Origin of the sequence: Sinorhizobium sp. BJ1 (assembly GCF_002531555.1) — a bacterium.
Lineage (GTDB): Bacteria > Pseudomonadota > Alphaproteobacteria > Rhizobiales > Rhizobiaceae > Sinorhizobium > Sinorhizobium fredii_B.
Window position 1 is genome coordinate 23,483 of the sequence record NZ_NWTH01000028.1, and the last position, 22,552, is coordinate 46,034.

At 62.9% G+C, this 22,552-nt stretch carries 36 protein-coding genes and 1 tRNA gene; 12 read left to right on the forward strand and 25 right to left on the reverse strand.

Features of this window, described 5'->3' with window-relative positions; genetic code table 11:
* Positions 1–33: 33 nt before the first annotated feature.
* From CO676_RS26600 to CO676_RS26640, 10 genes are all read right to left on the reverse strand, one after another.
* The gene (locus tag CO676_RS26600) at positions 34–315 is read right to left on the reverse strand and encodes a hypothetical protein (protein ID WP_097523281.1); all 282 of its coding nucleotides are present in this window, start codon (positions 313–315) and stop codon (positions 34–36) included.
* Between the two features lie 69 nt (positions 316–384).
* The gene (locus CO676_RS26605) at positions 385–1,320 is read right to left on the reverse strand and encodes a phage capsid protein (RefSeq protein ID WP_097523282.1); all 936 of its coding nucleotides are present in this window, start codon (positions 1,318–1,320) and stop codon (positions 385–387) included.
* 164 nt (positions 1,321–1,484) lie between these two features.
* Entirely contained in the window at positions 1,485–2,399 is a 915-nt protein-coding gene (locus CO676_RS26610) for a hypothetical protein (RefSeq protein WP_097523283.1), read from the reverse strand.
* The gene (locus tag CO676_RS26615; RefSeq protein WP_097523284.1) at positions 2,396–2,776 is read right to left on the reverse strand and encodes a hypothetical protein; all 381 of its coding nucleotides are present in this window, start codon (positions 2,774–2,776) and stop codon (positions 2,396–2,398) included. The genes CO676_RS26610 and CO676_RS26615 overlap by 4 nt, the downstream gene beginning before the upstream one ends.
* Positions 2,777–4,396 carry a portal protein gene (locus tag CO676_RS26620; protein WP_097523285.1) on the reverse strand — a complete coding sequence of 540 codons (1,620 nt, stop codon included), beginning with the start codon at positions 4,394–4,396 and terminating at the stop codon, positions 2,777–2,779.
* Positions 4,396–4,524, reverse strand: coding sequence for a hypothetical protein (locus CO676_RS36850; protein ID WP_268812398.1), 129 nt, complete (start codon positions 4,522–4,524; stop codon positions 4,396–4,398). Before CO676_RS36850 ends, CO676_RS26620 begins: the two co-directional genes overlap by 1 nt.
* The gene (locus tag CO676_RS26625; protein ID WP_097523286.1) at positions 4,514–4,996 is read right to left on the reverse strand and encodes a hypothetical protein; all 483 of its coding nucleotides are present in this window, start codon (positions 4,994–4,996) and stop codon (positions 4,514–4,516) included. Before CO676_RS26625 ends, CO676_RS36850 begins: the two co-directional genes overlap by 11 nt.
* Positions 4,984–6,606, reverse strand: coding sequence for a hypothetical protein (locus tag CO676_RS26630; RefSeq protein WP_097523287.1), 1,623 nt, complete (start codon positions 6,604–6,606; stop codon positions 4,984–4,986). The genes CO676_RS26625 and CO676_RS26630 overlap by 13 nt, the downstream gene beginning before the upstream one ends.
* A 368-nt stretch (positions 6,607–6,974) precedes the next feature.
* The gene (locus tag CO676_RS26635) at positions 6,975–7,649 is read right to left on the reverse strand and encodes a hypothetical protein (protein ID WP_097523288.1); all 675 of its coding nucleotides are present in this window, start codon (positions 7,647–7,649) and stop codon (positions 6,975–6,977) included.
* A gap of 540 nt (positions 7,650–8,189) precedes the next feature.
* On the reverse strand, positions 8,190–8,429 hold the full coding sequence (locus CO676_RS26640) for a hypothetical protein (protein WP_097523289.1): 240 nt from the start codon (positions 8,427–8,429) through the stop codon (positions 8,190–8,192).
* 140 nt (positions 8,430–8,569) lie between these two features.
* Between CO676_RS26640 and CO676_RS26645 the strand changes: the two genes are divergently transcribed.
* Positions 8,570–8,776 (forward strand): hypothetical protein, encoded by a 207-nt coding sequence (locus CO676_RS26645; RefSeq protein WP_097523290.1) that lies wholly within the window; start codon positions 8,570–8,572, stop codon positions 8,774–8,776.
* On the opposite strand, the gene CO676_RS26650 is transcribed toward CO676_RS26645, so the two are convergent.
* The 14 genes from CO676_RS26650 to CO676_RS34805 all read right to left on the reverse strand — a co-directional run bounded on the left by CO676_RS26650 (position 8,777) and on the right by CO676_RS34805 (position 16,905).
* Positions 8,777–9,478: a hypothetical protein gene (locus CO676_RS26650; protein ID WP_245424480.1), complete on the reverse strand. Its 702-nt coding sequence runs from the start codon at positions 9,476–9,478 to the stop codon at positions 8,777–8,779. It lies immediately after the preceding gene.
* Between the two features lie 29 nt (positions 9,479–9,507).
* A complete protein-coding gene (locus CO676_RS26655) occupies positions 9,508–11,418 on the reverse strand; it encodes a hypothetical protein (protein ID WP_097523291.1) in 1,911 nt (636 codons plus the stop codon).
* Between the two features lie 67 nt (positions 11,419–11,485).
* On the reverse strand, positions 11,486–11,719 hold the full coding sequence (locus CO676_RS26660; RefSeq protein ID WP_097523292.1) for a hypothetical protein: 234 nt from the start codon (positions 11,717–11,719) through the stop codon (positions 11,486–11,488).
* Positions 11,720–11,767: 48 nt separating this feature from the next.
* Positions 11,768–12,040, reverse strand: coding sequence for a DUF2158 domain-containing protein (locus CO676_RS26665; protein WP_097523293.1), 273 nt, complete (start codon positions 12,038–12,040; stop codon positions 11,768–11,770).
* On the reverse strand, positions 12,040–12,456 hold the full coding sequence (locus CO676_RS26670; RefSeq protein ID WP_097523294.1) for a hypothetical protein: 417 nt from the start codon (positions 12,454–12,456) through the stop codon (positions 12,040–12,042). Before CO676_RS26670 ends, CO676_RS26665 begins: the two co-directional genes overlap by 1 nt.
* A 35-nt stretch (positions 12,457–12,491) precedes the next feature.
* Positions 12,492–12,989 (reverse strand): hypothetical protein, encoded by a 498-nt coding sequence (locus CO676_RS26675; protein WP_097523295.1) that lies wholly within the window; start codon positions 12,987–12,989, stop codon positions 12,492–12,494.
* 3 nt (positions 12,990–12,992) lie between these two features.
* Entirely contained in the window at positions 12,993–13,184 is a 192-nt protein-coding gene (locus CO676_RS26680) for a hypothetical protein (RefSeq protein WP_097523296.1), read from the reverse strand.
* Positions 13,185–13,211: 27 nt separating this feature from the next.
* Positions 13,212–13,496: a DUF2312 domain-containing protein gene (locus tag CO676_RS26685; protein WP_097523297.1), complete on the reverse strand. Its 285-nt coding sequence runs from the start codon at positions 13,494–13,496 to the stop codon at positions 13,212–13,214.
* Entirely contained in the window at positions 13,493–13,822 is a 330-nt protein-coding gene (locus tag CO676_RS26690) for a hypothetical protein (protein WP_097523298.1), read from the reverse strand. Before CO676_RS26690 ends, CO676_RS26685 begins: the two co-directional genes overlap by 4 nt.
* 5 nt (positions 13,823–13,827) lie before the next feature.
* The gene (locus CO676_RS26695; protein WP_097523299.1) at positions 13,828–14,946 is read right to left on the reverse strand and encodes a toprim domain-containing protein; all 1,119 of its coding nucleotides are present in this window, start codon (positions 14,944–14,946) and stop codon (positions 13,828–13,830) included.
* Positions 14,943–15,416, reverse strand: coding sequence for a hypothetical protein (locus CO676_RS26700; protein WP_144340201.1), 474 nt, complete (start codon positions 15,414–15,416; stop codon positions 14,943–14,945). The genes CO676_RS26695 and CO676_RS26700 overlap by 4 nt, the downstream gene beginning before the upstream one ends.
* Positions 15,417–15,550: 134 nt before the next feature.
* Complete coding sequence (locus CO676_RS26705; protein WP_097523301.1) at positions 15,551–16,483, reverse strand: phage Gp37/Gp68 family protein; 933 nt, start codon at positions 16,481–16,483, stop codon at positions 15,551–15,553.
* Positions 16,476–16,703 (reverse strand): hypothetical protein, encoded by a 228-nt coding sequence (locus tag CO676_RS34800; RefSeq protein ID WP_144340202.1) that lies wholly within the window; start codon positions 16,701–16,703, stop codon positions 16,476–16,478. Before CO676_RS34800 ends, CO676_RS26705 begins: the two co-directional genes overlap by 8 nt.
* Positions 16,696–16,905 (reverse strand): hypothetical protein, encoded by a 210-nt coding sequence (locus tag CO676_RS34805; RefSeq protein ID WP_127630048.1) that lies wholly within the window; start codon positions 16,903–16,905, stop codon positions 16,696–16,698. Before CO676_RS34805 ends, CO676_RS34800 begins: the two co-directional genes overlap by 8 nt.
* Before the next feature lie 172 nt (positions 16,906–17,077).
* Here CO676_RS34805 and CO676_RS26710 point away from each other — a divergent pair, with 172 nt between their 5' ends.
* From CO676_RS26710 to CO676_RS26735, 9 genes are all read left to right on the forward strand, one after another.
* A complete protein-coding gene (locus CO676_RS26710; protein WP_097523302.1) occupies positions 17,078–17,620 on the forward strand; it encodes a hypothetical protein in 543 nt (180 codons plus the stop codon).
* 307 nt (positions 17,621–17,927) lie between these two features.
* Positions 17,928–18,230, forward strand: a complete 303-nt coding sequence (locus tag CO676_RS26715; RefSeq protein ID WP_097523303.1) for a hypothetical protein — start codon at positions 17,928–17,930, stop codon at positions 18,228–18,230.
* Positions 18,227–18,388: a hypothetical protein gene (locus CO676_RS35450; RefSeq protein WP_179875654.1), complete on the forward strand. Its 162-nt coding sequence runs from the start codon at positions 18,227–18,229 to the stop codon at positions 18,386–18,388. Before CO676_RS26715 ends, CO676_RS35450 begins: the two co-directional genes overlap by 4 nt.
* On the forward strand, positions 18,388–18,651 hold the full coding sequence (locus CO676_RS26720; RefSeq protein ID WP_097523304.1) for a hypothetical protein: 264 nt from the start codon (positions 18,388–18,390) through the stop codon (positions 18,649–18,651). Before CO676_RS35450 ends, CO676_RS26720 begins: the two co-directional genes overlap by 1 nt.
* Positions 18,648–18,923, forward strand: a complete 276-nt coding sequence (locus CO676_RS26725) for a hypothetical protein (RefSeq protein WP_097523305.1) — start codon at positions 18,648–18,650, stop codon at positions 18,921–18,923. Before CO676_RS26720 ends, CO676_RS26725 begins: the two co-directional genes overlap by 4 nt.
* Positions 18,920–19,066 (forward strand): hypothetical protein, encoded by a 147-nt coding sequence (locus CO676_RS35455; RefSeq protein WP_179875655.1) that lies wholly within the window; start codon positions 18,920–18,922, stop codon positions 19,064–19,066. The genes CO676_RS26725 and CO676_RS35455 overlap by 4 nt, the downstream gene beginning before the upstream one ends.
* Positions 19,067–19,195: 129 nt before the next feature.
* Entirely contained in the window at positions 19,196–20,386 is a 1,191-nt protein-coding gene (locus CO676_RS26730) for a hypothetical protein (RefSeq protein ID WP_097523306.1), read from the forward strand.
* A complete protein-coding gene (locus CO676_RS35460; RefSeq protein WP_179875656.1) occupies positions 20,383–20,556 on the forward strand; it encodes a hypothetical protein in 174 nt (57 codons plus the stop codon). Before CO676_RS26730 ends, CO676_RS35460 begins: the two co-directional genes overlap by 4 nt.
* Before the next feature lie 89 nt (positions 20,557–20,645).
* Positions 20,646–20,903, forward strand: a complete 258-nt coding sequence (locus CO676_RS26735) for a hypothetical protein (protein WP_097523307.1) — start codon at positions 20,646–20,648, stop codon at positions 20,901–20,903.
* A gap of 23 nt (positions 20,904–20,926) precedes the next feature.
* On the opposite strand, the gene CO676_RS26740 is transcribed toward CO676_RS26735, so the two are convergent.
* Positions 20,927–21,002: transfer RNA gene (locus CO676_RS26740), tRNA-Thr, on the reverse strand.
* A gap of 155 nt (positions 21,003–21,157) precedes the next feature.
* Between CO676_RS26740 and CO676_RS26745 the strand changes: the two genes are divergently transcribed.
* A complete protein-coding gene (locus CO676_RS26745) occupies positions 21,158–21,928 on the forward strand; it encodes an NAD kinase (protein WP_097523308.1) in 771 nt (256 codons plus the stop codon).
* Positions 21,929–22,028: 100 nt separating this feature from the next.
* Positions 22,029–22,517: a hypothetical protein gene (locus CO676_RS26750; protein WP_014764085.1), complete on the forward strand. Its 489-nt coding sequence runs from the start codon at positions 22,029–22,031 to the stop codon at positions 22,515–22,517.
* Positions 22,518–22,552 lie beyond the last annotated feature (35 nt).

The window sequence follows — 22,552 nt, forward strand, 5'->3', positions numbered from 1 at the left end:
CGCGGCCCCGCGTTGAGTGCGAAGCAGACGTGATCAGTCGGGCGTGGTATCGCCGGTGACGTCGGTCACCGTCACGTTGCCTGTCGCCGGCACGGTGGCGAACATGATCCGGACATACTCGGAAGTGCCGTCGATATCGACGACCGCGTCGATGATGCTGCCGACAGTGACGTTGTCGCGGCTGTCGTTGAAGAAGCCGGCCGCCAGTACTTCGGCCTTGGTGTGCGTGGTGGCATAATCGGAGAAGGTGATCTGCCGCTGACCGGGAATGCTGATCGTGGTGCGGCGGCGGAGATCGCGAACGCGATGGGCCATAGTCGTTGCCTTTCGAAGGATTGAAGGTCAAGAAGGACCCTCCCGCCGAAGCGGGAGGATTGATACGCATCAGCTCGGGCGAACGGTGTCGTTGATCGCAAGGAAGCGCAGCCGCTTGACGCCCTCCGGCAGGAGACCGACCGCGGCGCCGGAAAGCGCCGTGTCGCAAAGCAGCGGCTTGCCGGCCTTGCCGACCCACTCGTTGATGTCCATCTGCTCTTTCGACCAGAAAGTTTCGCAACCGACAGCGGACTTCGTCCACATGAAGGTGTCGATGTAACCGGCGGACCATTCCTCCTGGCCTTGAACCCAGGGGGCGGTCCCATAGGTGAAGTGCTCATCCGGCAGCGCCATGATGTGCACGCCCTTCCAGGTCTTCTTGTCGACGACACCGGACTGCGCAAACGGCAGATCCTTGTCGCCCTGGTAATCCTTGCTGGCGAATTCCTTATACCAGCAAAGCTGCTCGAACCACATGAACGGTATCGGCCAGTAGACCTCTTCGTCGCTGCCGACGCCACGGATCTGCGCGGACGCTTTGTTCACGTCCGTAAGATCGATGCGCGCCGTACCGTCGCCGATCGTCTTCGGCGTGGTCGGCCCGCCACCGGGAATATTGGCGTTGCCCGTGTTGCAGAATGCGTTGAGGGCGTCGAACTTGAGGCCGTCTCGCTTCATCCGCACGGATTTCGCCATCGCGCCGGCCACTTCCGCCTGATAGGACGGCGTCTGGCGCATGCTGTCCTGGTTGCGGATCGTCGCTTCAGCGGTGTAATCGGTGGCCTGCAGCGACACGACATCAATGTCGAGGCCCTGCGGACGAACTTCCTCGATCGCGCCCGAAAGCTTGTACATTACGATCCGACCGCCAGCGATCGGGAACTTGACCGTGCCGGCGATGTTCTCGCCGGTCTTCATGGTGCCGTCGAGCAAACCGCCCCTGGACTGCAGGCGGGTGGCGACGTCGTCTCGGATTTTCTCTTTGAACCAGGCTTCAACAGGCATGGGGAGTGACCCTCGTGTGAGTGTGATGGACGAAATCACCGAGAGGGCCGATTAGCCGGAGCCGACGGGTCCGGTGAAGGATAGCCGTCGGTTGGTCCAGGTCGCTCCCGTCCGGTAGCGCTTTGAATGCTGCCACCGGCCGGGAGCCGTTCAGTGCGGAAGGGTCAGCTACCGTAGACGCGCTTGTAATCGGCCTGCAGCTGATCGTAGGACTTGCGATCGAAATCCTTGTGACCGACAGTATTCTGCGGCAGCGCACCACGTGCCACGAGATCTGCTTTCGGATCTGCGCCGGCCGGCTGGTGATGACCCAGCGCAGGACCGCCGCCGGCGCCGCCACCGGCGAGCTGGCGCATGGCCTCGAAGAAGCGATGACCCTTTGCGCTGTCGCCGAGCATCGCCTTTGCGAACTCGGCATCCTCTTTCGCGAGGCCCTTCGCGATCATTCCGTCGACGAAAGCATAGTTGTCGCTCATGCGCTGTTCGCGCGCCCGCTGCTGTTCCGGCGCCGGCAGGTGTCTGGCAGCGTCCGGCGTCAGCGCTTCCCGCTCGGCCTTCTCGTCCACAATGGGCTCCATGATACCCATCTCATGGGCCACCGACAGGAACTCCTGTGTCAGAGCCTGGTAGGCGGCAACCGGCACCTTCATTTCAAGCGCCTTGGAGGCGACGCGGCCGAAGAGCGGATCGCCCTTCAGCGTGTCGAGATGCGGCTTGATCGTCTCCGGGATCTCGCCGGCGAACTCCCCATAGGCTTCCGGCTTGTCAGGCACGCCGTTCTGGGCATCGCGTGCGCGATAGCCTTCGAGCGCCTTCGCCATCTTGTCCATCGTCTCGTTCTGGTCGGTACCGAGCAAATGCTCGGCGAGGCCCTGCGGACGATAGAATTCCCCTCCGGCGGGCGGATCGCCGGCGCCCGCCGGAGGAGCTTCACCCGCCGATGGAGCCGGCGGGTTTTCCGTGCCAGCGGGAGGAAGAGGACTGGCATCGGAAGGAGTCGCGCCTGCAGCAGGGGCCGGCGGAGCACCGCCGCCGCTATCGGGCGCGTTGAAGGTCAAGCGATCAAGGAAAGTCTTCATTCTCCAGCTCCATTCTGGGGTTTTGCTTGCATGAGCAGTTTTTCGCCGTGGGCGATGGCGTTCAGGATCGCCTCGGCAAAACCATTGATGCCCTGCCGCGCCGCCGCCTGCAGGGCCGTCTGTTCAATACTGGTGCCGGTGACGCGCAGCGGCTGGCGAATGGAGATGTCCATCATCCATTCGAACATTTCCCGCCCCTCCGGGGTGTGCCGGAGCGCCGCCATGAACCTCGCCAGGTTGTCCTTCGGCTGTAGCTCCGACGTCTGCAGGAACGGCTTGAACAGCTCCTCGACGCCATCCCAGCCATTGCCGGCCGCGCCTTGTTCGAGCAGGTCGAGCGGCTGCCCGGCTCGGGACGGAATGAAGGGACCGGACATTTACGCGGCCCTCCGCATTTCGGCGACGGCGACATCCTTGATCGCGCCCGGCGCCTGCTTGGCCGCCTCGGCCGCCATCATCATCGCCATCTGCTGCTGCCGGCGCTCTTCGATCTGCACCACGATCGCCGCGCGTTCTTGATCATCGGGCACCAGGTCCTTGTCGATCTGGAAGCCCTCGGCGACACGATCGAGCACCGCATCCTGTTTGATGTAGAGTTCCTTCGCTTCAGGCCCGGCAAAGGCCAGAATGAAATCGTGGTAATTGGCGATCGCCGCGATGCGGTCGGCGTTCAATGCCGCCTGCATCGGCGATTTGACCTTCACCGACACGAGGAGATCGTCGACCTCGCGGATCATCGGCAACATGTTGAACTCGTAAAGGATCTCGGCGACGCGCGGCACGACGATCGGCATGATCTCGTTGACCAGGCGGCCGAAAGCGCCGATGTGGATGTTCGCTCGCTGCTGCAGCCGCGCGGCCATCTCGGAGGCGGAGCGCGGCGTGCCCTCATAATCCGGCAGGCGCGTGTCGAACATCGCCGCCTTGATTTGGTTCTGCAGGTCGCCGATCAAGAGCTGCGCGACGTTGAGATTGCCGCTCGCCGTGTCGAGGCGCGAAACATCCGGCCCCAGCATGCCGCCGGTCGACTGCATCGCCCAGAATTCCCCGGGGCCCAAACGCACCGTGTTCGGATTGAAGGTGCCGCCGGCGCGATAACCCCAGATGCCAAGCATCGAGATCGCGGCGCTCTTCAGTGCCAGTTCCTGTGCCTTGTTGACGGTCTTGATCGACGGCAGGGCCGTCAGCACGACACCGCGGCCATAGGCCTCGCCGGGCACGCGATAGTAGCGCGGGATGGCTATCGGCTGCGTTCGGTACCGCTCGTGCCACAGAAGCTCTGTCGAGGTTTCGAGAAGCACGCCGAAATGCCAGCCAGCGCCCTGCCGATCCTTCCACCAGGTCTGATGAACCGTGTAAAGCTCCGACGGCTTGGTGACCGCCTTTTCCTTGAAGTCGGCAGGGAAACGACCCTCCGGCCATGCCTCGACGATCTGGTCGGCGCGCATTTGCGTCCGCCAGTCGACCAGGTCGACCGCACCGAACCCGTCAGCCGATATAGCCAGTTCATCGAACGGAAGGCAGGCAAATCGGATAGGCTCGTTTGCCGACTTTCCCTTGACCGGCAGCAAAGCGCCGGTCCCGACGGCAAGATCGACGCACATTTCGTGAATTGCCGTATCCCAGTCGCCGGCCAGGAAGAACGGATGGATCAGCGTCGAGGTGCGCGCCAGCTCGCGGTCGAAGGCCTTCTTGTCGGCCGACGAAAGCACCATGGCAGCAAGCGGGCCGGTCTCCAACTCGAAAGCAGGCTGGCCGGCCGGGAAGAGATCGCGCTGCAGGTTGCCGGCGAAGTACATCGCCGACATGGGCGCCGTCATGTCAAACAGCCGATCGGGCTGCTGCGGACGGCCGTTGAGCCCGCCCGAGGGGCGGCGCATGGGGATCGCGTAATCGTAGGCATCCTGGTAGATCTTGGTCCAGCCCGATCGGGCGCCCCAGGTGTTGCTGACCCGCGTCCGGTGTTGCCTGATGTCGACGCGATAATCGCCCTGCATCAGGCGAGCTTTCCGGCAAGCGCCTCGGAACCATCCTCGAAAAGCCGACGCCCGCGGGGCGCGCGGCGGGTGGCCGCAACGGCCTTGTCATTGCGGTTCAGCTCGGCGAGCTGGCGATCATTCGCCACCTGCTGCAACTGCCGGCTCTTCTCCGCTTCCTGCTTCGCGCCGTTGTCGCCGCCGCCGAACAGGTTTTTCACGACACCGCTCATCGCCTTCCCCTTCGAAAATCCATTCCTCGCCCGCGGGCGTGAAGCCCGTCAGGTGCGCCATCCGCGTTCCCGTCCGGTTGCCCGGCATCACGCGGCAGAACACCACGACACCATGATCGGCGATGGCCTTGAGCGTTGAGTGCGCCAGCCTGCAGAGCTTGCGGATATGCGCGCGGGCGGCCGGCCGAACGACCAGGCAGAATTCCCGACGCCCATCCCGATCGGGCACCAGGTAGACGACGGCCAGCAGCTCGCCCTCGTGGAAGATCGCGACACTGTCGCCGTTGTTGCGCATCCAGATCGCCGCCTTACGCGCGAGCGCGCGCCCGCCCGCGCACGTGAGGCAGTCGGAATAATCTGCAGGCGATTGAACCGTCAGACGTCCCATACGTTGAAATCACCCGGCCGCTGCCGCGCCTCGACCTGGCGACCGCGTGGATGCCCGCCGATCACGTTCTGCGGGGCTGTCGCCTCGACAGCCTTGGAGACCAGCGCCGCCAGCCCCAGCTGACCGAGGCACCGATATTGCTCGGCATCGTGCGGATGCGAATGACCGTTCTTGACGGCCTCGCCCTTGTCGGTCTCGGAAGACGACGTTTTCTTCGAGAACTTGTAGTGCGCCTCATAGCCGCCGATGATCCATTTGCAGCTGGGATCGACGATGTAACCCGGCGTCACGTTGTCGATCGTCAGCGACAAATAGTGCTTCACCGCCTCCTGGCGGATCGACGGTTCGTTCGAGGGCGCCGGCATGATCGGAAAGCGGACGATCGCGGCCAAGGTGTTGATCCAGTGGAATTCGCCCGTCTGCGTATCGGCGCCGTACCAAGCGGAGGGATCTGCCCAGGCGCCGATAATGGGGATGTTCGGGAAGCGGTTCATCAACAGGGAAATCATCATCTGGCCGAAGCGCGTCGGCCCGGTACCGGGATCCGCCACCAGCTCAGCCAGGCAGCGGTTTTGCCCGCTCGGCGAGACCTGCCCGAAGGTTGCGGCCGGCGAGCCGCCGGCATCGATGCCGATCGTCAGGCCAAGTTGGGGAATGGGCGTGATCGCCTGATCGGCCTTGTGGACGTCCGGGTTGAAATAATCCTCGTATACCGGCGTGCCATCCTTCGCGTAGGCCGGCAGTGAGTGGACCATGCGCCGCACCAGGCGCTTGTCCTTCGTGGTGGCCGCCTCAAGCTCATAGGAGCTGCGCGGTTTCCCGACCCGGTTTTCGGCGTGCGGCGAAAGGCCGCCCGGTTGCCAGAAGCCATTCCAGCCAGGCGTGACGTTGCTGTAGACGCCGCCAGGCTTCGAGACCTCCCCGTAAGGCGTGGTATAGGCCGGATGATCGATGTCGGGCGGGTTCATGTCGCCCCAGACGATGCGAGGCAACACCGGCTCGCTGTCATCGACCGTGAGCCCCATCAGCCGCATCGCCTGGCGGCCGTCGCGCGATACGCGCTCCAGCTCCGAAGGCGCGATCATCTCCACGGGCGGGAAACGGCCGCAGCGCTGAAAGAACACCGGCAGCGTGTTTTCCGGCATCAAGTCGTATTCGTTGCCCCAGGCTAGCGAGATTTCGTAGCCCTTAGCAAACGCTTCGAGATCGTTGTCGCCGATCGCGCCCGTTTCCATCGTGTATTCGATCTTGACCTTGTCCGCGCCGCGCCAGGCCTCCCAGCACAGCGTATGGACCACAGGCCGATCCTGGCCGCCCTCGTGGCTGACCGTCCAGGGGTGCTTTTCGGGAAACGTGTTGTACCAGCTGGCGAGCGCCGTGCGGGCGAAGCTGCGATAGGTGTCGCGAACGCAGAGCGTTTTGACGCGCACCCATCCATCCTTGCAAACCGGCATGTATTCGGCCGCATGCATCGGCCCCTTGATCACAGAGCAGACCGTCTTACCGGATCCGCCAGGCCCCATGATCGTGTCGATCGGCCCCCGCGATTTGATGAAGGCGGCGCCGACCGGCCCCGGCGGCATGTACCGCTGAATGTCGATATTTCCCATAAACCCGTTACCCTTGCGATCGCCGGAGCCCCGCGCCCGCGCCCCTCCGGTCCAAGGAAGTTTAGGTTCGCCCGCCAATGGGTTCAGTCAGGCATGCCTGAAGGGCCGGTGTGTGTGACAACCGACCCTGGTACAGGGGGCTCGGCTGCGAGTTTTTCAAACCGCTCGGCCGCGCTCGCGCGCCCGCCCGCGAGGGCACCCCCTCCTGGTGGCGGTAGGCCAGCCGATTTTCCGCCGGGAAACGACCACAGCCGGAACGCGGCCAATGATTTAGCATCATTCGCGGCCTTGGAAATTCAACGGGTTACGGGCTGAAATGTCGGAAGGCCAAATGTCGGACGGATCGACGTTGATTTCATTGCGCTTTTTCAGTCGGGCCGGTCGACCTTCGTCAGGCTCAAGAACCGGCCGTCGTCTGGCTTCTCGGCTTTGACTTCGCCGATCACCATGACGCCGAGGCGGGTCTCGTTGACCTCGATCTGCTGCGGCCGCTTGCTCTCGAAGTACGGCATCAGCTCGGCATTGGCCTTCAGGATCAGCGCCATCGCGTCCGCTGGGCTGCAGGCTGCCTCGACCAGCTGGCCCGCATGCGGCCCCCTCGTCGGACGATAAGGCTCCGATAGTTCCGCCGCAAGATCCAGCGGGTTGGCGTTCGCCAGGGCGGCGAGGTTGAGGCCTGGATGCCGGTATCCCATGCGCATCAAGGTCTCAGCGAATTGGCGGCTTGCCCTGTTCTGGCTGCCCTTTGGCCTCCCGCGCCCGGCTCGGGCTGCGGATATGGTATCGGCCACGTGCCGCACGGGGCCGGCGAAGAGCGACTGCTGTTCGTCGATCTCATCGAGCATGAGCGATGGCTGCTCGGGCTCCGCCTCGGCCGTCACCAGCTCGGCGGCGAGGCTCGACATGGCAGCTTCGGCCGTTGCCCTGGTCGAACCGACCTTCGCGGCGCGCTCCGGATCGGCCTCGATCGACATCTCGCCGGAAAAATCGCGCGGTGGGTGTGCCTCTCGAAGCCCCTGATTTTGCTCGTTTTCGTCGCTCACCGGTATTTCCCTATTTGTTTATTCCGGTTACCGGCGATCGATCCCGCCGGTCACCGCCAACCTATGCGCCAACCGCATATCTCCAAGGAAATCAGGTATTTATATCTATCGGTTACCGGGTTACCAGTTTCCCCTTTCACGCGTATCACACACACGCGCGCGTGAAAAAGCCTATATTCATCGCCAACCCGGTAACCGCCACAACAAACCCCTGATTTCCTTGATGTATCCCGGTTACCGCTCTGGCAACCGATGGGCAACTGGCGGTAACCACCCGCACCCGTCACGGCAGACGAACCGCCACGCCCCATGCTGCACACGGTCCCGGCCGGGTTAAGTGCCCGCGCCTCAGTTCGTTGACATCACGTGGCGAGCCCGCAAGGCGGACGCGACTAGCGGTCGCCGAAAGCCGCTCGCTGGCTCCGGCGCTGGCGCGGGCTCCGCTTTTCTCCCCTCCGGGGCGGGGGAAGAGGGTTAAGTGCGATGAGGTTTTCTGGCGGAAACAGCGCCGCAATCAGAACAGGGCGTCGGCGCTAAGCTCTACGGTTTGGGCCCGGGAGCCTGGAGACGCAGCTCGATGTTCTTGCCGCCGCATTTGCTGCATTTGATGTGGTCGGCGACATAAAGCTCGTGATCGCGGCCGAGCTTGTCGACGAATGGCTGCACCGGCAGAAGGCGGCCGCGCTTGCACTTCAGGCACCACACGTTGAACCGGTAGCCGTCATCGAGCATGTCGCCCAGGGTCTCAATGGCGACGGTCCCGTTTGGATAGACGGTCATCTGTTACCTTCCTAAATGCAGCACCGGCGGCACATAGGCGCGCCGCGGGGCGCGGGCAAGGGCAGGCAATGAAAAGCCCGCCGGAACGCTCTGGCGGGCTGCTGTGTTAGAATGATGCGCGTTCGATCGTGGTGGTTTTAATGCCAAGGCAAATCAAGAAGGGCGATGCCGTGAAGCTTTCGGGCAAGGTCGCACGGCGCTGGGATAACGGGCAGGTAACGGTGCATCTGCGCGGCCTCGACTATCCCGTGACGCTTCATGAAAGCGACATCGACGAGATCATCCCTCAATTGCCGGAACCAAGGCCAAGGAACCGCAGAAAGCCGCTGTACGACAAGCCAACATGATCAGGCCCGTCGCACTAGACGATCGAACACATAGCCGCCCCATTGGTCGGCCATTGCCTCGGCAATGCCGACGAACGTCTCAGACCGGATTTTCCAGCGGTCAGGCCCCGGCGGCGCTCGGTGAACCTTCGCCCATCTCTTGTGCTCTTCGGTGCCGGCCTTCGGCGGGATCAAACGTTTGGTCTCGATCAGCCGCGGCAAGCCGCGCAGATAGAACGATGTTGCCTTGAAAGCCTCCTCGCCAAACCACCAAGGCTGGACAGTCTGCGCCGGCGGCTCATAGTTCCGGATCCGCTCCTTAGCGTATCGGTGCATGACCGGGTTCTCTAGAGCAATGCGCGGGATCGGCGCATTCCAGCACTCAGAGAACAGCGCGGCGCCGGCGTCGAGCTCTTCCCACATCTCTGGAAGCGTTCGACCAGGCGGCGGCATTTTAAGCCACCGGACGCCAGAATTGCAAAGCCGCGTGCACGGCGGATGCATGACGGCGAGCATGTCCCAACCGTCGCCGAGGAGCTCGCGGATATCGCAGACGATGTGCCTGTTGCTGCGGTCGTCGGCCGGCAACAGATCGCAGGACCATGCATCATGGCCACGCGCAGCGAATGCCCGGCGGACAATGCCGGACGTTTCGCACCCAACCAGCACCTTAAGCGGCCGATCGGGCAGCGCATATTGAGGTGGAGGAAGATCGAATGCCAATTGGTTCGCTGTTCCGCGCGGGTGGCCCATCACGCTCGATCCACCCATTCGTCATAGGCCTGCAGGTCGACGAGCGTGCATGTCTTCGCCGCCCGGTTGATCTTCACTGTCTTCATCGCCTTCGCCAGGCCGCGCGGAACGATCTCTTCCGGACCGAGCTGCAGCGCGTCGGTCCATCCGCCTCTCGCGAACTCGCTATCGCCGAACAGCCTGTTCAGATTGTCGTCGCTCATCGGAACGGCCAGCGCATATCCCGTGCAGGGATTGTTCGGATCATCCTTCGGCCGATCGCGCACGCCGAGGCCGAGCAGCGCCAGGCGGGCGCGGGCCTCGACAATGTCCATGTCGCTCCTGTCTTTATTCTCTAGCGCCTCGATCACGCCGCCGACGGTCAGCCGCTCGCCGCTCTTGTAGGCATCGAGCTTGCAGCCCAGCAGCCGCTCGATGACGTCCTGCCATTTCGGCGTCTGGTTGGCGCGCTCGGCGGCGGTAGCAAACTCGAGCGTATCTTTCAGCACCTCGATATCAAGCTCGCTGCTGCCGGCGGATTTCGCCATCAGACCGCCGTCGATCATACCCTGCTCGCCGACCGCCAGTTCCGCGCAGGCGAGCAGCGTGCCATAGGTGTCGATCGCGCGGCTGTCGAAGTGCAGCCGATCGTCGGAGAGGATCTGCCGCCATTTCGGCAGGATCCGCGCAACGAAGTCATGATAGCCGTCCATCACCTGGCGAAGCAGCTGCCGGCCCCAGTAGTCCTGCACCACCGGCCGCTCGCCGTGCGCCTTCAGCGGGTTCAGCTGCATGATGGCCATGCGGGTCTTGTCCTGCTGCTCCATATGGGGCTTGAGGATCGCGGTGAACATGAAGGCATTGTGCAGTTCGAACTGGCTGGAAGCGCCATCGGAGCCGCCGCGGTAGCCCTTGTCGCCGGAATAGGCCTGGCGCGCGATTTCGATAATGGCCGTTTCCTTCGTCGCATTGGCCTTGCGCTCGAATTCGTCGACCGCGATCGGCCGGCTGTCATGGCCCATCGTCTGGTAGATGCCGGCGGCCGTCGTGTTCGAGGTCGCGAAGATCGTGTTCTCGAAAAGCGATCGAACATAGCGCTGCAGTGCCGATTTACCGGTACCAGGTCCGCCCGTGACGAAGATGATCGGTCGCTGTTCGAGCGCGCCGGAGAGGAAGGCTGCAATGATCCAGCCGAGTGTGAAGATCGGATCGATGTAGCCGCGCTCCCAATTCCACGTCTTGAGGTCCTGCAGGATCTGATGGGCCGGGCTCTCGCCGGCGTCGATCGGCGTCTGCCACGGGCGCATCGTGTCGCTGTCCTGGGCATAGAAATAGCCGTCGTGTTCGCCTGGGCGCATCCGGAGAATATCGGGCTTCACCGGCAGCCCAGGCTTGATGTCCGTCGAGAACAGATATTTGCCGGAGTGCCAGACGAAATTGTCGCCGCTCTTCCAACCGCCGCGGCCGCGCACATTTTCCGAAGGGTCGAAGGTGCCGCGCCGGCCGGCCTCGGCAATGATAGCCTCGACAGCCTTGTCGCGCGCAACGCGGTCAACCTTCGGCGGAATAATGTTGCCGTCCTCGTCTTCCTTTGCCTTGGTGAAGGCCGGCCAGGCCCACTTCAGATAGTTGACATAGGGCGAGAATAGCTTGACCAGCGTCGGGTGATCCCAGCGCGAAACCTCATAGAGAAAGCCGGTCGCCGAGATCACATAAACCGTCTCGCCCTTCATGCCGAGCACGGTGATCGGGCACCCAGGCGGCATCTTGTCGTGGGGAAAGCCGTCCCATTGGCCGGCCTTGACGCCGTTGCGCAGCAGGTTGGCATCGGGATCTGAGAGGTCCCTCGCCTCTTCGAGATCCGTGAGGCCGTCGAGCACCTTGGCACGGACGGCCGCGAGGCCGCGTTGTTCTTTCAGTTTCCTGGTCATTTTCCGCCCGCATCTGGAATGTGAACCGCCGCGCCACCTGCCTGGCGCGGCGGGCATGGGTCCGGCGCTAGGCCGTGACGTGCTTCACCGCCCACATGACGGCTTCCTCGGTTTTGGTCTTGGCGATCGACAGCTCACGGCTCGAACCGCAGCTCTCGATCAGGGCGAGCAGCTCGGCGCCCTTATCCTTGATGGCGGACATGCGCGCCTTCTCTTCGTCGGACAGCACGCGGTACTGATGCCGCATCGTGTTATTCGCGGTGCGCTGATCGCTGCCGCTGTCCACCATTTGGTCTTTCATGCTCTTCTCCTCGTACTGCGGTCAGGCGGGATTGCCAGGCCGGGTTGGTCAAAACGGAATGTCACGTGCCCAGTCGAGATGTGGCTCGTAGGTCTGTAGGCACGCGAGCGGGATCTGGTTTTCCTCGATCGTCGAACCGGAGCAGAAGAGGCAGCAAGCAAAGAACCCGCTGCACGAAATGCTATGAACGACCATCCGGAAACCGCCCGACTTTAGCTGCACCACATCACCGATCTTAAAGGGCAACGGATCCGGCTCGGGCGCTGGCGGAAATGGCTGCGTTTTCGCGACAGCCGCGCGCACAGTTTGAGCATTGGCCATCAGCCCTGCCCTCCGAACGTATCGAGCGTGTCGTCGACCAGCTCCATCGTGGTTTCGTGGATCGGGATCGGCTTGCGCTCCTCGGGCACGCCGGCCGCCGCCGCCAGGCGCGCAACTTCGGCCCTCTCGAAAGCCTCGATCCCGGCCAGCACGTCAATGAAGGTCCCAACGATCAGCGTTTCGACGTCGGAAAGCTCAGGATCGTCGATCAGCTTGAGGATCTTCAGCTGCTGGGCGCAAACGGCCGGCGTGGCGCGTTGCTTGCCGATCCGGCGCACCAGCTCGGCGATCGCGTTCGTCGCCTTCGAGTTTTCGGCGCCGGCAAGGATCGCCAGCCGGGCCAGCTTCTCCTGGTCGAACTCCCAGAACTCGGTCAGATAATAGATGACGGAGGCGCAGGCCTCCTCGCCCGCCACGACAATGCCGTCGATCGGCGACAGGGTCGGATCGTCTACGTGAGTTTGCCCGTCAGTACTGCCTGCGGCTTCACCACCATCACCGCCGTTCCATAGATTGAGGCTAATATCGCCAGTTCCTGCGGCGTCGTCGCTACCGGCAGTTCCTTCAGCGCCTGGTACTCCGCTTCCGTCACCTCGATCGGCTCCCGCCTCGGTGCCGGCGTTCCCTTGACCAGATCCACAATCGCCAACAGCGCTTCCGCCGTCAGCGCCTGCGGTGTTTCCGAGTTGGTGGACATCACCGAGCCCGACAGAAAGAACGCCTCCATTGTCTCCGCCCGCGCCTGCTGCATCGATGTCTGCAGGGTCAGCAACTCCTCCCCCAGAGGATAAAGCCCCTTCGCCAGCGCCAGCCGATACTCCTCCTTCTGCCGACGCTCCTCCGCCGATCTCGGCCGCGGTCCCGGTATCGCCTGCACCGGCGTCCGTCCCCTCGGCACTGGCTTCAGGTTCTTTCCCCCTGGCCAGGCCCTTTTGTGCACCTTCCCCATCGCTCACGCCTCCAAGATGCCCAGCGGTATCGACAGCCGTCGCAGCATGCGATGCTGTCTGGTGTTCAAGCCCTCCCGCTGCAGCGGCACCACGATCACCGAGTACCAGTGCCGTTTCAGTTTCCGGTGCCACTGCTGCCGGCGGAACCGCCGTGCTGACAGTCTGCGGCTGGTTTTCTGCTGGATTTTCCGCATTTCCCTTCCCTTTCTTTGACATGCTCATCACTCCTCTTCTGCCGCCGGCACCATGCCGAGGGCCTGCAGGTACGTGTCTAGAAGCGCCTCCTCTTCCATGCGCTGGTCATGGTCCTGGCGACGGATCGCGATCACCTTTTTCAGGATCTTGGTGTCGAACCCCATGGATTTGGCCTCGCCGTAGACGTCCTTGCGATCGTCGTTGAGGGCCTTCGCCTCTTCGTCCAGGCGCTCGATGCGCTCGATGAAGGCGCGCAGCTGGTCACGCGCAATGCCGTGCGTGTCGGTTCCGCTGTTGCTGGGATAGGTCATGGGCGTATCTCCGCCCGATCTCGCCGTTCGATCTCGGCGATGATCAGGGCGGCGGCCTTCACCAGCATTCGTCGGATCGATCCGGGCTTGAACCAGTCCAATGACCACGGCCACCACGCATACGCAGCGTTGGGGTTCACGGCCGCCATGAGATAGGCAATCCCCGCGAACGCCAGTTCGCCCTTGTTGTGGGCATCATCATGCTGATAGTCGAAGCCCTCGGCCTCGATCTGCCGCCGGCGCTCGGCGCCAACGTCGAGAAACGCCTTCGAAAACCAGACATGTTCGGCCGGCTCTGGCTGCTCGGCTGGCTGCGCTTGATGCATCGCCCCTATTCCTCCTGTATCAGGTCGTTGAAATCCTTGCCGACATGGCTCTCGATGATTGTCATCGGCTTGCCGGCCTTCGACAGTGCTTCCCACACCTGGTCGAACTGCTTGATCGCGGTCGCCTTCTCCCAGTCGTTGTCGCGGGAGATCACCACGGCCGAGATGCAGGGAAGGTCGATCGGCGCCGAGCCCATGGCAGACAGGCTGCCGGCGGCCCAGACGCGGGCCTCGGGACAGGCGCGCGCCAGCGAAAGCCCGTCCTCGATCCCCTCGCAGAGGATGAGCGGGTGCGGCCTGGTCGCCGTTTCCGGCGGCTCGCCTTCCGGGCCGTGGGAAATCCGGATCATCGCGCCGCGCGCCTCGCCGAACATGATCTTGGCGTTTTCGTTCTTGCTGACGGGCAGCTTCTGCGGCCCGAGCGGCGAAAGGAATGTCATGTGCACGGCGGCCACCTGCCCTGTCGGCAGGCGCATGGCCGAAAGCACGGCCGGGAAGCGCGGCCCGGCCTGTACTTTGATCCGGCGGCCGTTCTCGTGACGGAATTGCGCCCTTGGCCAGAACTCTTGGCCCGCCGAGAAACGAAACGTCGCCAGATCGCGGTTATCAATGCCTTCGAGCGGGCAGTGCCTGGTCGCGAAGTAACGGCGGGCATGGGTTTCGGCCGTCGAGGCAGAGCCGTCTTGGTAGCCGCCCATCCAGATCTTCTCGGCGTCGGCCATGCGCTTCAACCGCCGCTGCTCGGCCGTGTCGTCGGCCCGCTTGCGCTCTGCCTTGGCGCGATCGGCGAGCTCGCGCCGCTGCGCCGGCGACATGTTGCGCATGCCGAGGAAATCGCGAGCCCAGTCGAGCGCTTCCTTGAAGTCGCAACGGTTGACGTATTCGATCAGACGGATGACATCGCCCTTTTCGCCCGTGCGCCAATCGACCCAGGCGCCGACGTCGCGATTGAGCGGCACCTTGAATTCCGGGCTTTGGGAATAGTCGCCGGTCACCGGATTGTGCGCGACCCATAGCCGCCCCTGCCGACGCCCGTCCGGCAAAAGCTTAGAGCAAAGGCCCTCGATCCGGCGCTTCAGCTCTTCCTTCACCAGGGCGGTGTCGTTGTCGCGCGCCGAGTTCATCCCTCGAAAGCCCCCTCCACTGCGGTAACGATGGCCTCGATCTCGGGATCGCTTTGCCGATCGTCCTCAACCTGTTTCATGGTGATCGAAACATTCGCCTTGCTCATGCTCGCGGCCCGCGCGAGATCGGCCTGGTCGACATGCAGATATTGGTTAGCGATGTAGAGCGCGATCCGACGTAGGCGGGCTGCGCGCAGCCATTGCGGATCCGCCGTCGCCCGCCTCGATGGCTCGGCGTCGAGGATGAAGGCAGGCTTTACGCCGGCGGCCAAAGCAACGAAGGATACCGCGATCCGATACTGCGCCGCCGATCGGCTCTCCCACGGGCGCTTGCCGTCGGTCGCCTTTTCCTTTTCCACCATCCGCCGCTGGCGCTTCAGCTCGGAGACTGCAAGCTTGATGCGCGCCGTCGTCTTGCTGGTGAGCGGCTTTCGGCCGGTTCGGATCAAATAGAGGTATCGGGGGGCCATCTGCGCGGCCCGTAAAACTTCGTCTTCGGATAACCCGGCGGCTTTGATGGCCGCATCAATGTCGGCAATACAATTCATTTTCAGCCCACTTGAGTGGCCGAACGCTGTACAAATCGGCGGAAGAGAAAACATTGCTACGGCAACGGGTGCCGGAGCGAGCCGCCTGCCACGGCGGGAATAATCGGAAAGGCATTGTGCTCGATACCGTCGAGCAGTCGGCCTGACTTGCGCTTACCGACGCGCGTGCTGATCACGCCGCCGAAACAGTCTCCCGACCACCAATGATCAGGCTGGCCGGTGTGAACGTTCTCGGTCCCGTCCATATGACGGCAAAATCCACCGCGATCGCCGATGCTGTAGACTTCACCGGCCAGCCACTCTCCGTTCTGTTTGAGATGGAAGGGCTTGCCGGCAGCTGCTGCCTGGTCGCGCAAGCTGCGGAACCAATCGGGATGAGTAGGCCGTGCTTTGTGGTCGAGCTGGTCAGTCTCGCCGCCTACGATGATCCAGTCAGGCATGAGGGCCGGCGGGATCACGACGCGGCCGAGAAGCGGCTCGAACGAACCGAACGTGAAGAGAGGCCGAAGCTCGATCTTCGCGACTTCCAAGGCGAGCAGGTTGATATCCGCCCGCTTCTGATCCTCGACCGACGTTCCGATCGCCGCATTTTCCGGCAGTCCGCCGGCGGCATCAGCCAGTTTGACGATATTCTGCGGCCGCTTCGTCAGCAGCAGATAGACGAGGTTTGGCGTCCGCCGCATGACGCCGAAGGCATCGGCGCGCCATGAGGGCGGCACCTGGTTGTCGAAGATGTCGGCGAGGCTGGCACAGAAGACGAACGGCGTGGTGCCATCCACCTCGGCGCGCCGCTGCCACCGCAACGGCTCGTTCCAGTTATGGACGCTTGTCCGCACACGCTCGCCGTGGGGGCCCCACTGCACCTTGCCATAGCGCCTGTCCATCAGCGCCTCGGCATAGCATCCGTCGCACGCGGGAGAGACTTTCGTGCAGCCCATCCACGGGTTCCATGTGTGATGGGTCCAGGAGATCGCCGAGTTCTCAGCCATGATCTTCCTCGTCTTGTTGATCGCCGCCGCGAACCGCGTCCAGCCCCTCACGGAGATCGACCACGGTCAGGTCATCGTCGACGTTCTCCAGGAACCGGACGATAAGCCGGCGAACACGCGCCACATGCCCATCGCTGACGGTGCGCCGCTCGAAGCTGCCGTATGACAGCTCCGAACCGGCTGCGACTTCCAAAGCCTCGGCAAGGGTGTTCTCAGCCATCGCGCCGAACCTCTCCCCTGTCGTCGAACTTCTCTGGGAAGATCGACTGCATGATCTTCGTGGTTGCAGCCTGCAGGCGGGAATTCTTCCGAAGTCCGGCGTAGATCGTCCGCTCCGGAATGCCGGCGATGCGGGCCAGCTCGGAACGCTGCATTCCCCGCTGCTCACGCCAGTTGTCGATAACTTTCCATGTCAGAGTCATGGCGGATTCCCTTTTCACTTAATTCATGAAAAGAGTGATTTGCGTGATTTCGTCAAGTGAAGGTTGCGCGATTTTTTAGTGAACGGCCTCACCTTAGTTTTGCGTTGTGGAAAACGGTCGTAGACAACAGCTGCAGTGGTTCAACTTCGTCCTTGAAGCCAAGGGATGGAGAGTGGCGGAGCTTGCGCGTCGCACGAAGACCAACCCCTCGACCTTCGCGAAATTCCGCAACGATCCCGACAACAAGGCGATGCTTGAAGACGCGACGATCGCGCGCATCGAGGAGGCGACGGGGATCAAGGCCTACGAGCATTCCGTCTCGGGGAAGCCCCGCGGCCTGGCCGAGCAGGAAAGCTCCCGTTACGACGCCGAGCCCATGCAATCGATCGACGGCGCCGTCCAGGCTCTGAAGGCCGGGCGGAACGGCGTCGATCCATGGATCCTGCGCTCGCGCTGCCTTGAGCACGTCGGCTACTTGCCTGGCGACGTTATGATGGTTGACCTGAATGCCCGGCCCGAAGTAGGTGACGTCGTCTGCGCGCAGGTCTATGACCGCACGGGACGCGCCGAGACCGTCTTTCGGATCTTCGAGGATCCTTTCCTGGTCGCCGCGACCATGGACCCGAACCTGATGAAGCCCCTCCTGATCGACAACGACCGCGTGATCGTCAGCGGCGTCGTCGTCGCCTCGTTCCGCGAGCGCCGCGCCGCCTGATCCATTTGCGACGCGATGCACTGAATTCAGGAACGTTTCCGGTTTACCCCACCACATTGAATTGAGGAACGTTCCCGGCGCTTTCGGCGGCACTGAACTCAGGAACGTTCCTTAACCCGTTGCTAACACTGAACTCAGGAACGTTCCTTTTTCGCGGTTATCCCCAGCTTTGAACCCTGCAGTTGTCCGCAGCTTCACTAATACAAAGTCATCAGTTTCACTCTTTTCATGAATTAAAGATTGCGAAATCACTTTTTCAGTGACATTTTCATCAGCGTAGTGATTTGGGCTGATGGAGACGCGAAGCATGATTTCAGCAATGAAGGAATTGGACCCGACGATGACGCAGCGCGAAGTCGCCACCATCATCGGCTGGACGCCGGAGACCTTCTCCCGGCACAAGAAGCGGCTGATTGCCTCCGAAGGTTTTCCGGCGCCGCTGCCCTCCGGCCTTTACTGGCGGGCAGCGGTCATGCGCTGGCTCGAAACCTACGGCGACAAAAAGGCCGCCGCGACCGCGTCTGCAATGGGTAAAAGTATCGCGTCCATCCGTGTGCATGACGATCGCCAGGCGCTCACCGCCAAGTATGTCGGGAGCAACGCGGCATGAGCGTCAAAATCGCCTGCCGCTGCGGTCAGCACCGGATCGACTACACCGCCTATTTGCTGATGTCCGCTGGCGCGCGAAACGCCTTCCGGACGGAAATCGAAACCTGCCGTGGCTGCGACGATGCCGACAGCAAGGCACCGCCAGCGGAGGCGCGCTGATGAGCACGCCTCTCTCCGAAAACCCGGCCGTGCTAAACCCGCGCAAGACGCTGTCCCAGGCTGAACAAAACGCACTCGGCGCGATCAACTTCTTCAAGCACCAGGCGCCCGAGGCCGGCGGCTGGCGCATCGGCAACAAGCGGGTTCACATTCGCACCATCGCCGGGCTGCAGCGTCACGAGCTGGTGAAGGTCAGCGGCCGCATTTCCCTCACACAGGCAGGCATGGTCGCAGCCGAACGGCTGAAAGGCGGCGGGCGATGACGGCCGTCCCCGAAGATCCGCACGCGCTGCTGCGCGCACTCGAGGAGCAGGCCAGCGACCACGAGATCATGAGCCGGATGGTCGAGTATCTGCGCGACCTGGTCAGGGCCCGTGAAGATATGGAAAGCCTCATTCGCCTGCAGACGATCGCGAGCGCTGCCCGCGCTGCCTTTATAGTGGAGGCGGCATCACTCCTGGTCGAGCACGAGACCGGCGCCGAGATCATGTCGCTCTGCCGCCATCGCCGGCCGCGACTGAGGCTCGTGCAATGACGCCCTCGTCGCTGATCCTCCTTGCGCCGATCGCCGTTCTCGCCGGCCAAGCACTCGGCTTTGGCTTCGTTTACCTGGTCATCCAGCTCGACGCGGCGTCCCGCATCCGACGGCCGTCGAGGGTCGCTCCGCCCGCCGCCTGACGGGGCGACCACCCTTCCCTGCCCTGACCGCGCCCCCAGTTCGCCCAGCGGTCAGATTGAACCCGGCGGTCTTTGTTTCGCGTGGCCGCCGGGTTTTCCTTTTGTTCAACGCGTATGGAGCACGCGCATATGAGTACCAATCCCAAGATCAAACATGTCGCCTGGCGAGACGGTCGCCCGCGCTTCGAGCCTTCGCCGACGTTGCGCAAGCTCGGCTACAAGGGCGAGGATCTGAAAACGGCCGACGGCCGCTGGATGACCGCTGGCGAGGCGCTGGACTGGTCGAATGCTTTCGCCAAGCAGCTCGCCGGCGAGAAGCGCAAGGCCCGCATGAGAAAGACAGGCCGGCACGAGCCGACGCAGGTCCCTGCCTCGCCGGCGCTCAAGCCTACCTATCCCGTCCGCCAGCTCTTCGACGATTGGCTGAACGTGTCGAAAAACCCGTCGATCGCCGACCGCGCCGACAACACGATGCGCGACTACCGACAGAAGGCGAAGGTATTCGAAAACCATCTGCCGGACGTCTATGCGGCCGAGGCCGAGGCGCTGACGAAGCCGATCTGCATCGGCCTCTATGATGTGCTACGCACCAAGGCGGGCATAGCGACGGCGGCTGGCGCGATGCGGATCCTCGGCATTGCCCTGCAATGGGCAATGGATCGCGGCAAGTTTCCGGATATGCACGTCAACCCGGCGCACAAGCTCCGGATGAAGGTGCCGGATCCGCGCATCCGGTTCGCCACGAAGCAGGAAATGAAGGTGCTGGTCGAGACGGCCGACGCCATGGGCGCCCACGAAATGGGCGACATGTACACGCTCGCCGTATGGTCCGGCCAGCGCCAGGCCGACCGCCTCGAATTCCAGCTCGCCGGCCGTGAACGTGGCCGCATCACATTTCGCCAGGGAAAGACGAAAGTCATCGTCTCCATGCCGGAGGCCCCGGAGCTGCGCAAACGCCTCCTGGCGGCCGAGCAGCGGCGAAAGACGGCCGAGGTGATCTCCCCCTACGTCATCCTCAACGAGGAGGACTGGAAGCCCTTCAAGGCCGATCGCTACCGCCGCCGATACGAAGACATTCGCCGCGCGGCCGCCAGGCAGTTGCCGAGCCTCAAAACGCTCCGCGACCAGGACTTCCGCGACACCGCCGTCACTTGGCTTGCGATGGCAGATTGCACCATCCCGCAGATCTGCGCGATCACCGGTCACAGCTTCAAGACGGCCAACGACATCCTGAAACACTACCTCGCCATGAACCCGGATCTTGCGGACAGCGCGATGGCGAAGATGATCACATGGTTCGAGAAGGAGGAAACGAATTGACCGAGAGACCGAAACCGCTCGCGATCGCCGCCACCTATTGCGATGCACTGGCGAGCGTCCACAACAGCATGCACGGCACCAACGAGGACGTCGCGGTCGGCCTGATGCTGTTCTTCGACACCATCCACAAGCGCGACCCGCGCATGATGCCGATCGTCATCGCCGCCTGACAGAAACACACCGGCATTCAGGCAACGAGGGAAGTCGAGCTTGAGCACGCCCGGATGCTCTCAGAGAAACTGGCCGAGGGGAGGCTGCCATGATCAACGTCACGATCGAAGACGAGCTGATCGGCCATATCGAGAAGTTCCCTGGCAACCTGCCGGCAGAGCGCTGGGCGGCCTACCTGCCCCGCCAGGCGGGCGACGTCGGGACTTATCCCGCACGCCGTCTCAGCTTTCCGACGAGGAAGGCGGCTGTCGCTTGGCTGCTGGAAAATCACGCGTCCGACACGTCCGACCAAAGAGCGTCGGAAAAGTCGGAAGGCATGTCGGAAGAAAAGTCGGAAATTCAGTGAAGCCGTTACGCCGCAAGGCGTGGTGGTGCCCCCAGAGAGACTCGAACTCCCGACCTACTGATTACAAATCAGCCGCTCTACCAACTGAGCTATAAGGGCACATTTGCCCACGGGAGTTACCATATTCCTTCCCGGTGTAAAGCAAAAATGCGGCTCCCCTAAAAATTTCGGGTGCACTCGCCGCAGGGGCGTGACAGAAAAACAGGCATGGCATCGATCCCCTTCGCCGCCGCAACGACAAACGGACTGAATGCATGACCCAGTTCAGCACACTCGCCTTCATAGCCTCGACGGCCGAAGATGCGCAAAAGGCGGCAAAGGAACTCAAGGCATTGTACGGAGATCACGATCCGGAGGAGGCGGACGTGATCGTCGCCCTTGGCGGCGACGGTTTCATGCTGCACACGCTGCACAGGACGATGAACACCGGTAAGCGCGTCTACGGCATGAATCGCGGCTCGGTCGGTTTCCTGATGAACCGTTACAGCACCAAGAACCTGCGCGAGCGCATTGCCAGCGCCGTCGACAACGCCTTCCACCCCCTGGAAATGCGTACGGTTGACGCCAACGGCAATGAATTCACCGCTCTGGCGATCAACGAGGTCTATCTTTTCCGGCAGTCCTACCAAGCCGCGAAGCTCAAGGTCATTGTCGACGGCAAGGTGCGGCTCGATGAACTGACCTGCGACGGGCTGCTCCTGGCAACACCGGCCGGCTCGACCGCTTACAACCTTTCCGCGCACGGGCCGATTCTGCCGCTGGAGGCCCCTCTTCTCGCGCTTACCCCGGTCAGTCCGTTCCGGCCGCGCCGCTGGCGCGGCGCCCTGCTTCCCAATCGGGTCACCGTCGAGATCGAGATCATCGAGGCCGAAAAGCGGCCGGTCAATGCCGTCGCGGACCACCAGGAGGTCAAGTCCGTCGTCCGGGTGCGCATCGCCGAATCGGAAAAGCTCACGGCCCGCATTCTTTCCGATCCGGACCATTCGTGGTCCGACCGCATCCTGGCCGAACAGTTCTCCAATTGAAATCACACGTTGCAGACCAATATGGTATTCTGCAGAAGCGGTTGTCATCCGTGCTGCATCGCGGCGATGAACACCAGACATTCATGAGGGACCCTCGACGATGTACAAGCCCCTGTCGATCGCGCTTTGCCTGGTTTTGGCTGCCGGCGCTCTACGGGCGCAGGACGGCGAGATCGTTCCGTCGAACGTCACCTTCGTGACCAGTACAGGCTATTGGGAGGCCGGGGCCGGCCCGGAGCCGTCGGACGATCCGGCCGGCAGCCCGCAAGGGTCGGCTGCCGCACAGCGCGGCTATTATAAGCTGCTTGCCGTCCGGCAGACGGACGGCACCGCACGCATCCATCTCCAGCAGATCGCCTCGACGCCGTCCGGTCCCGAAGTAATCTCTTCCGCCGAACTCGAGGAATTCTCGGCGATGAAGCCCTTCGTCACCGACATTCGGCCCGAAACCTCGACAGGCATCACGCGGCAGCCGGGAATGTTCGCGACCGTTTATCTGAAGACGGACCCATCCGCCAGCGAACCGGAATCCTGGACGGTGCTGATCGACGAAGTCGGCGACATCAAGATAGAGCGGGCGACCAACTGAGCCTCAGAATAGAAACGGCCGGGGAGCACCCGGCC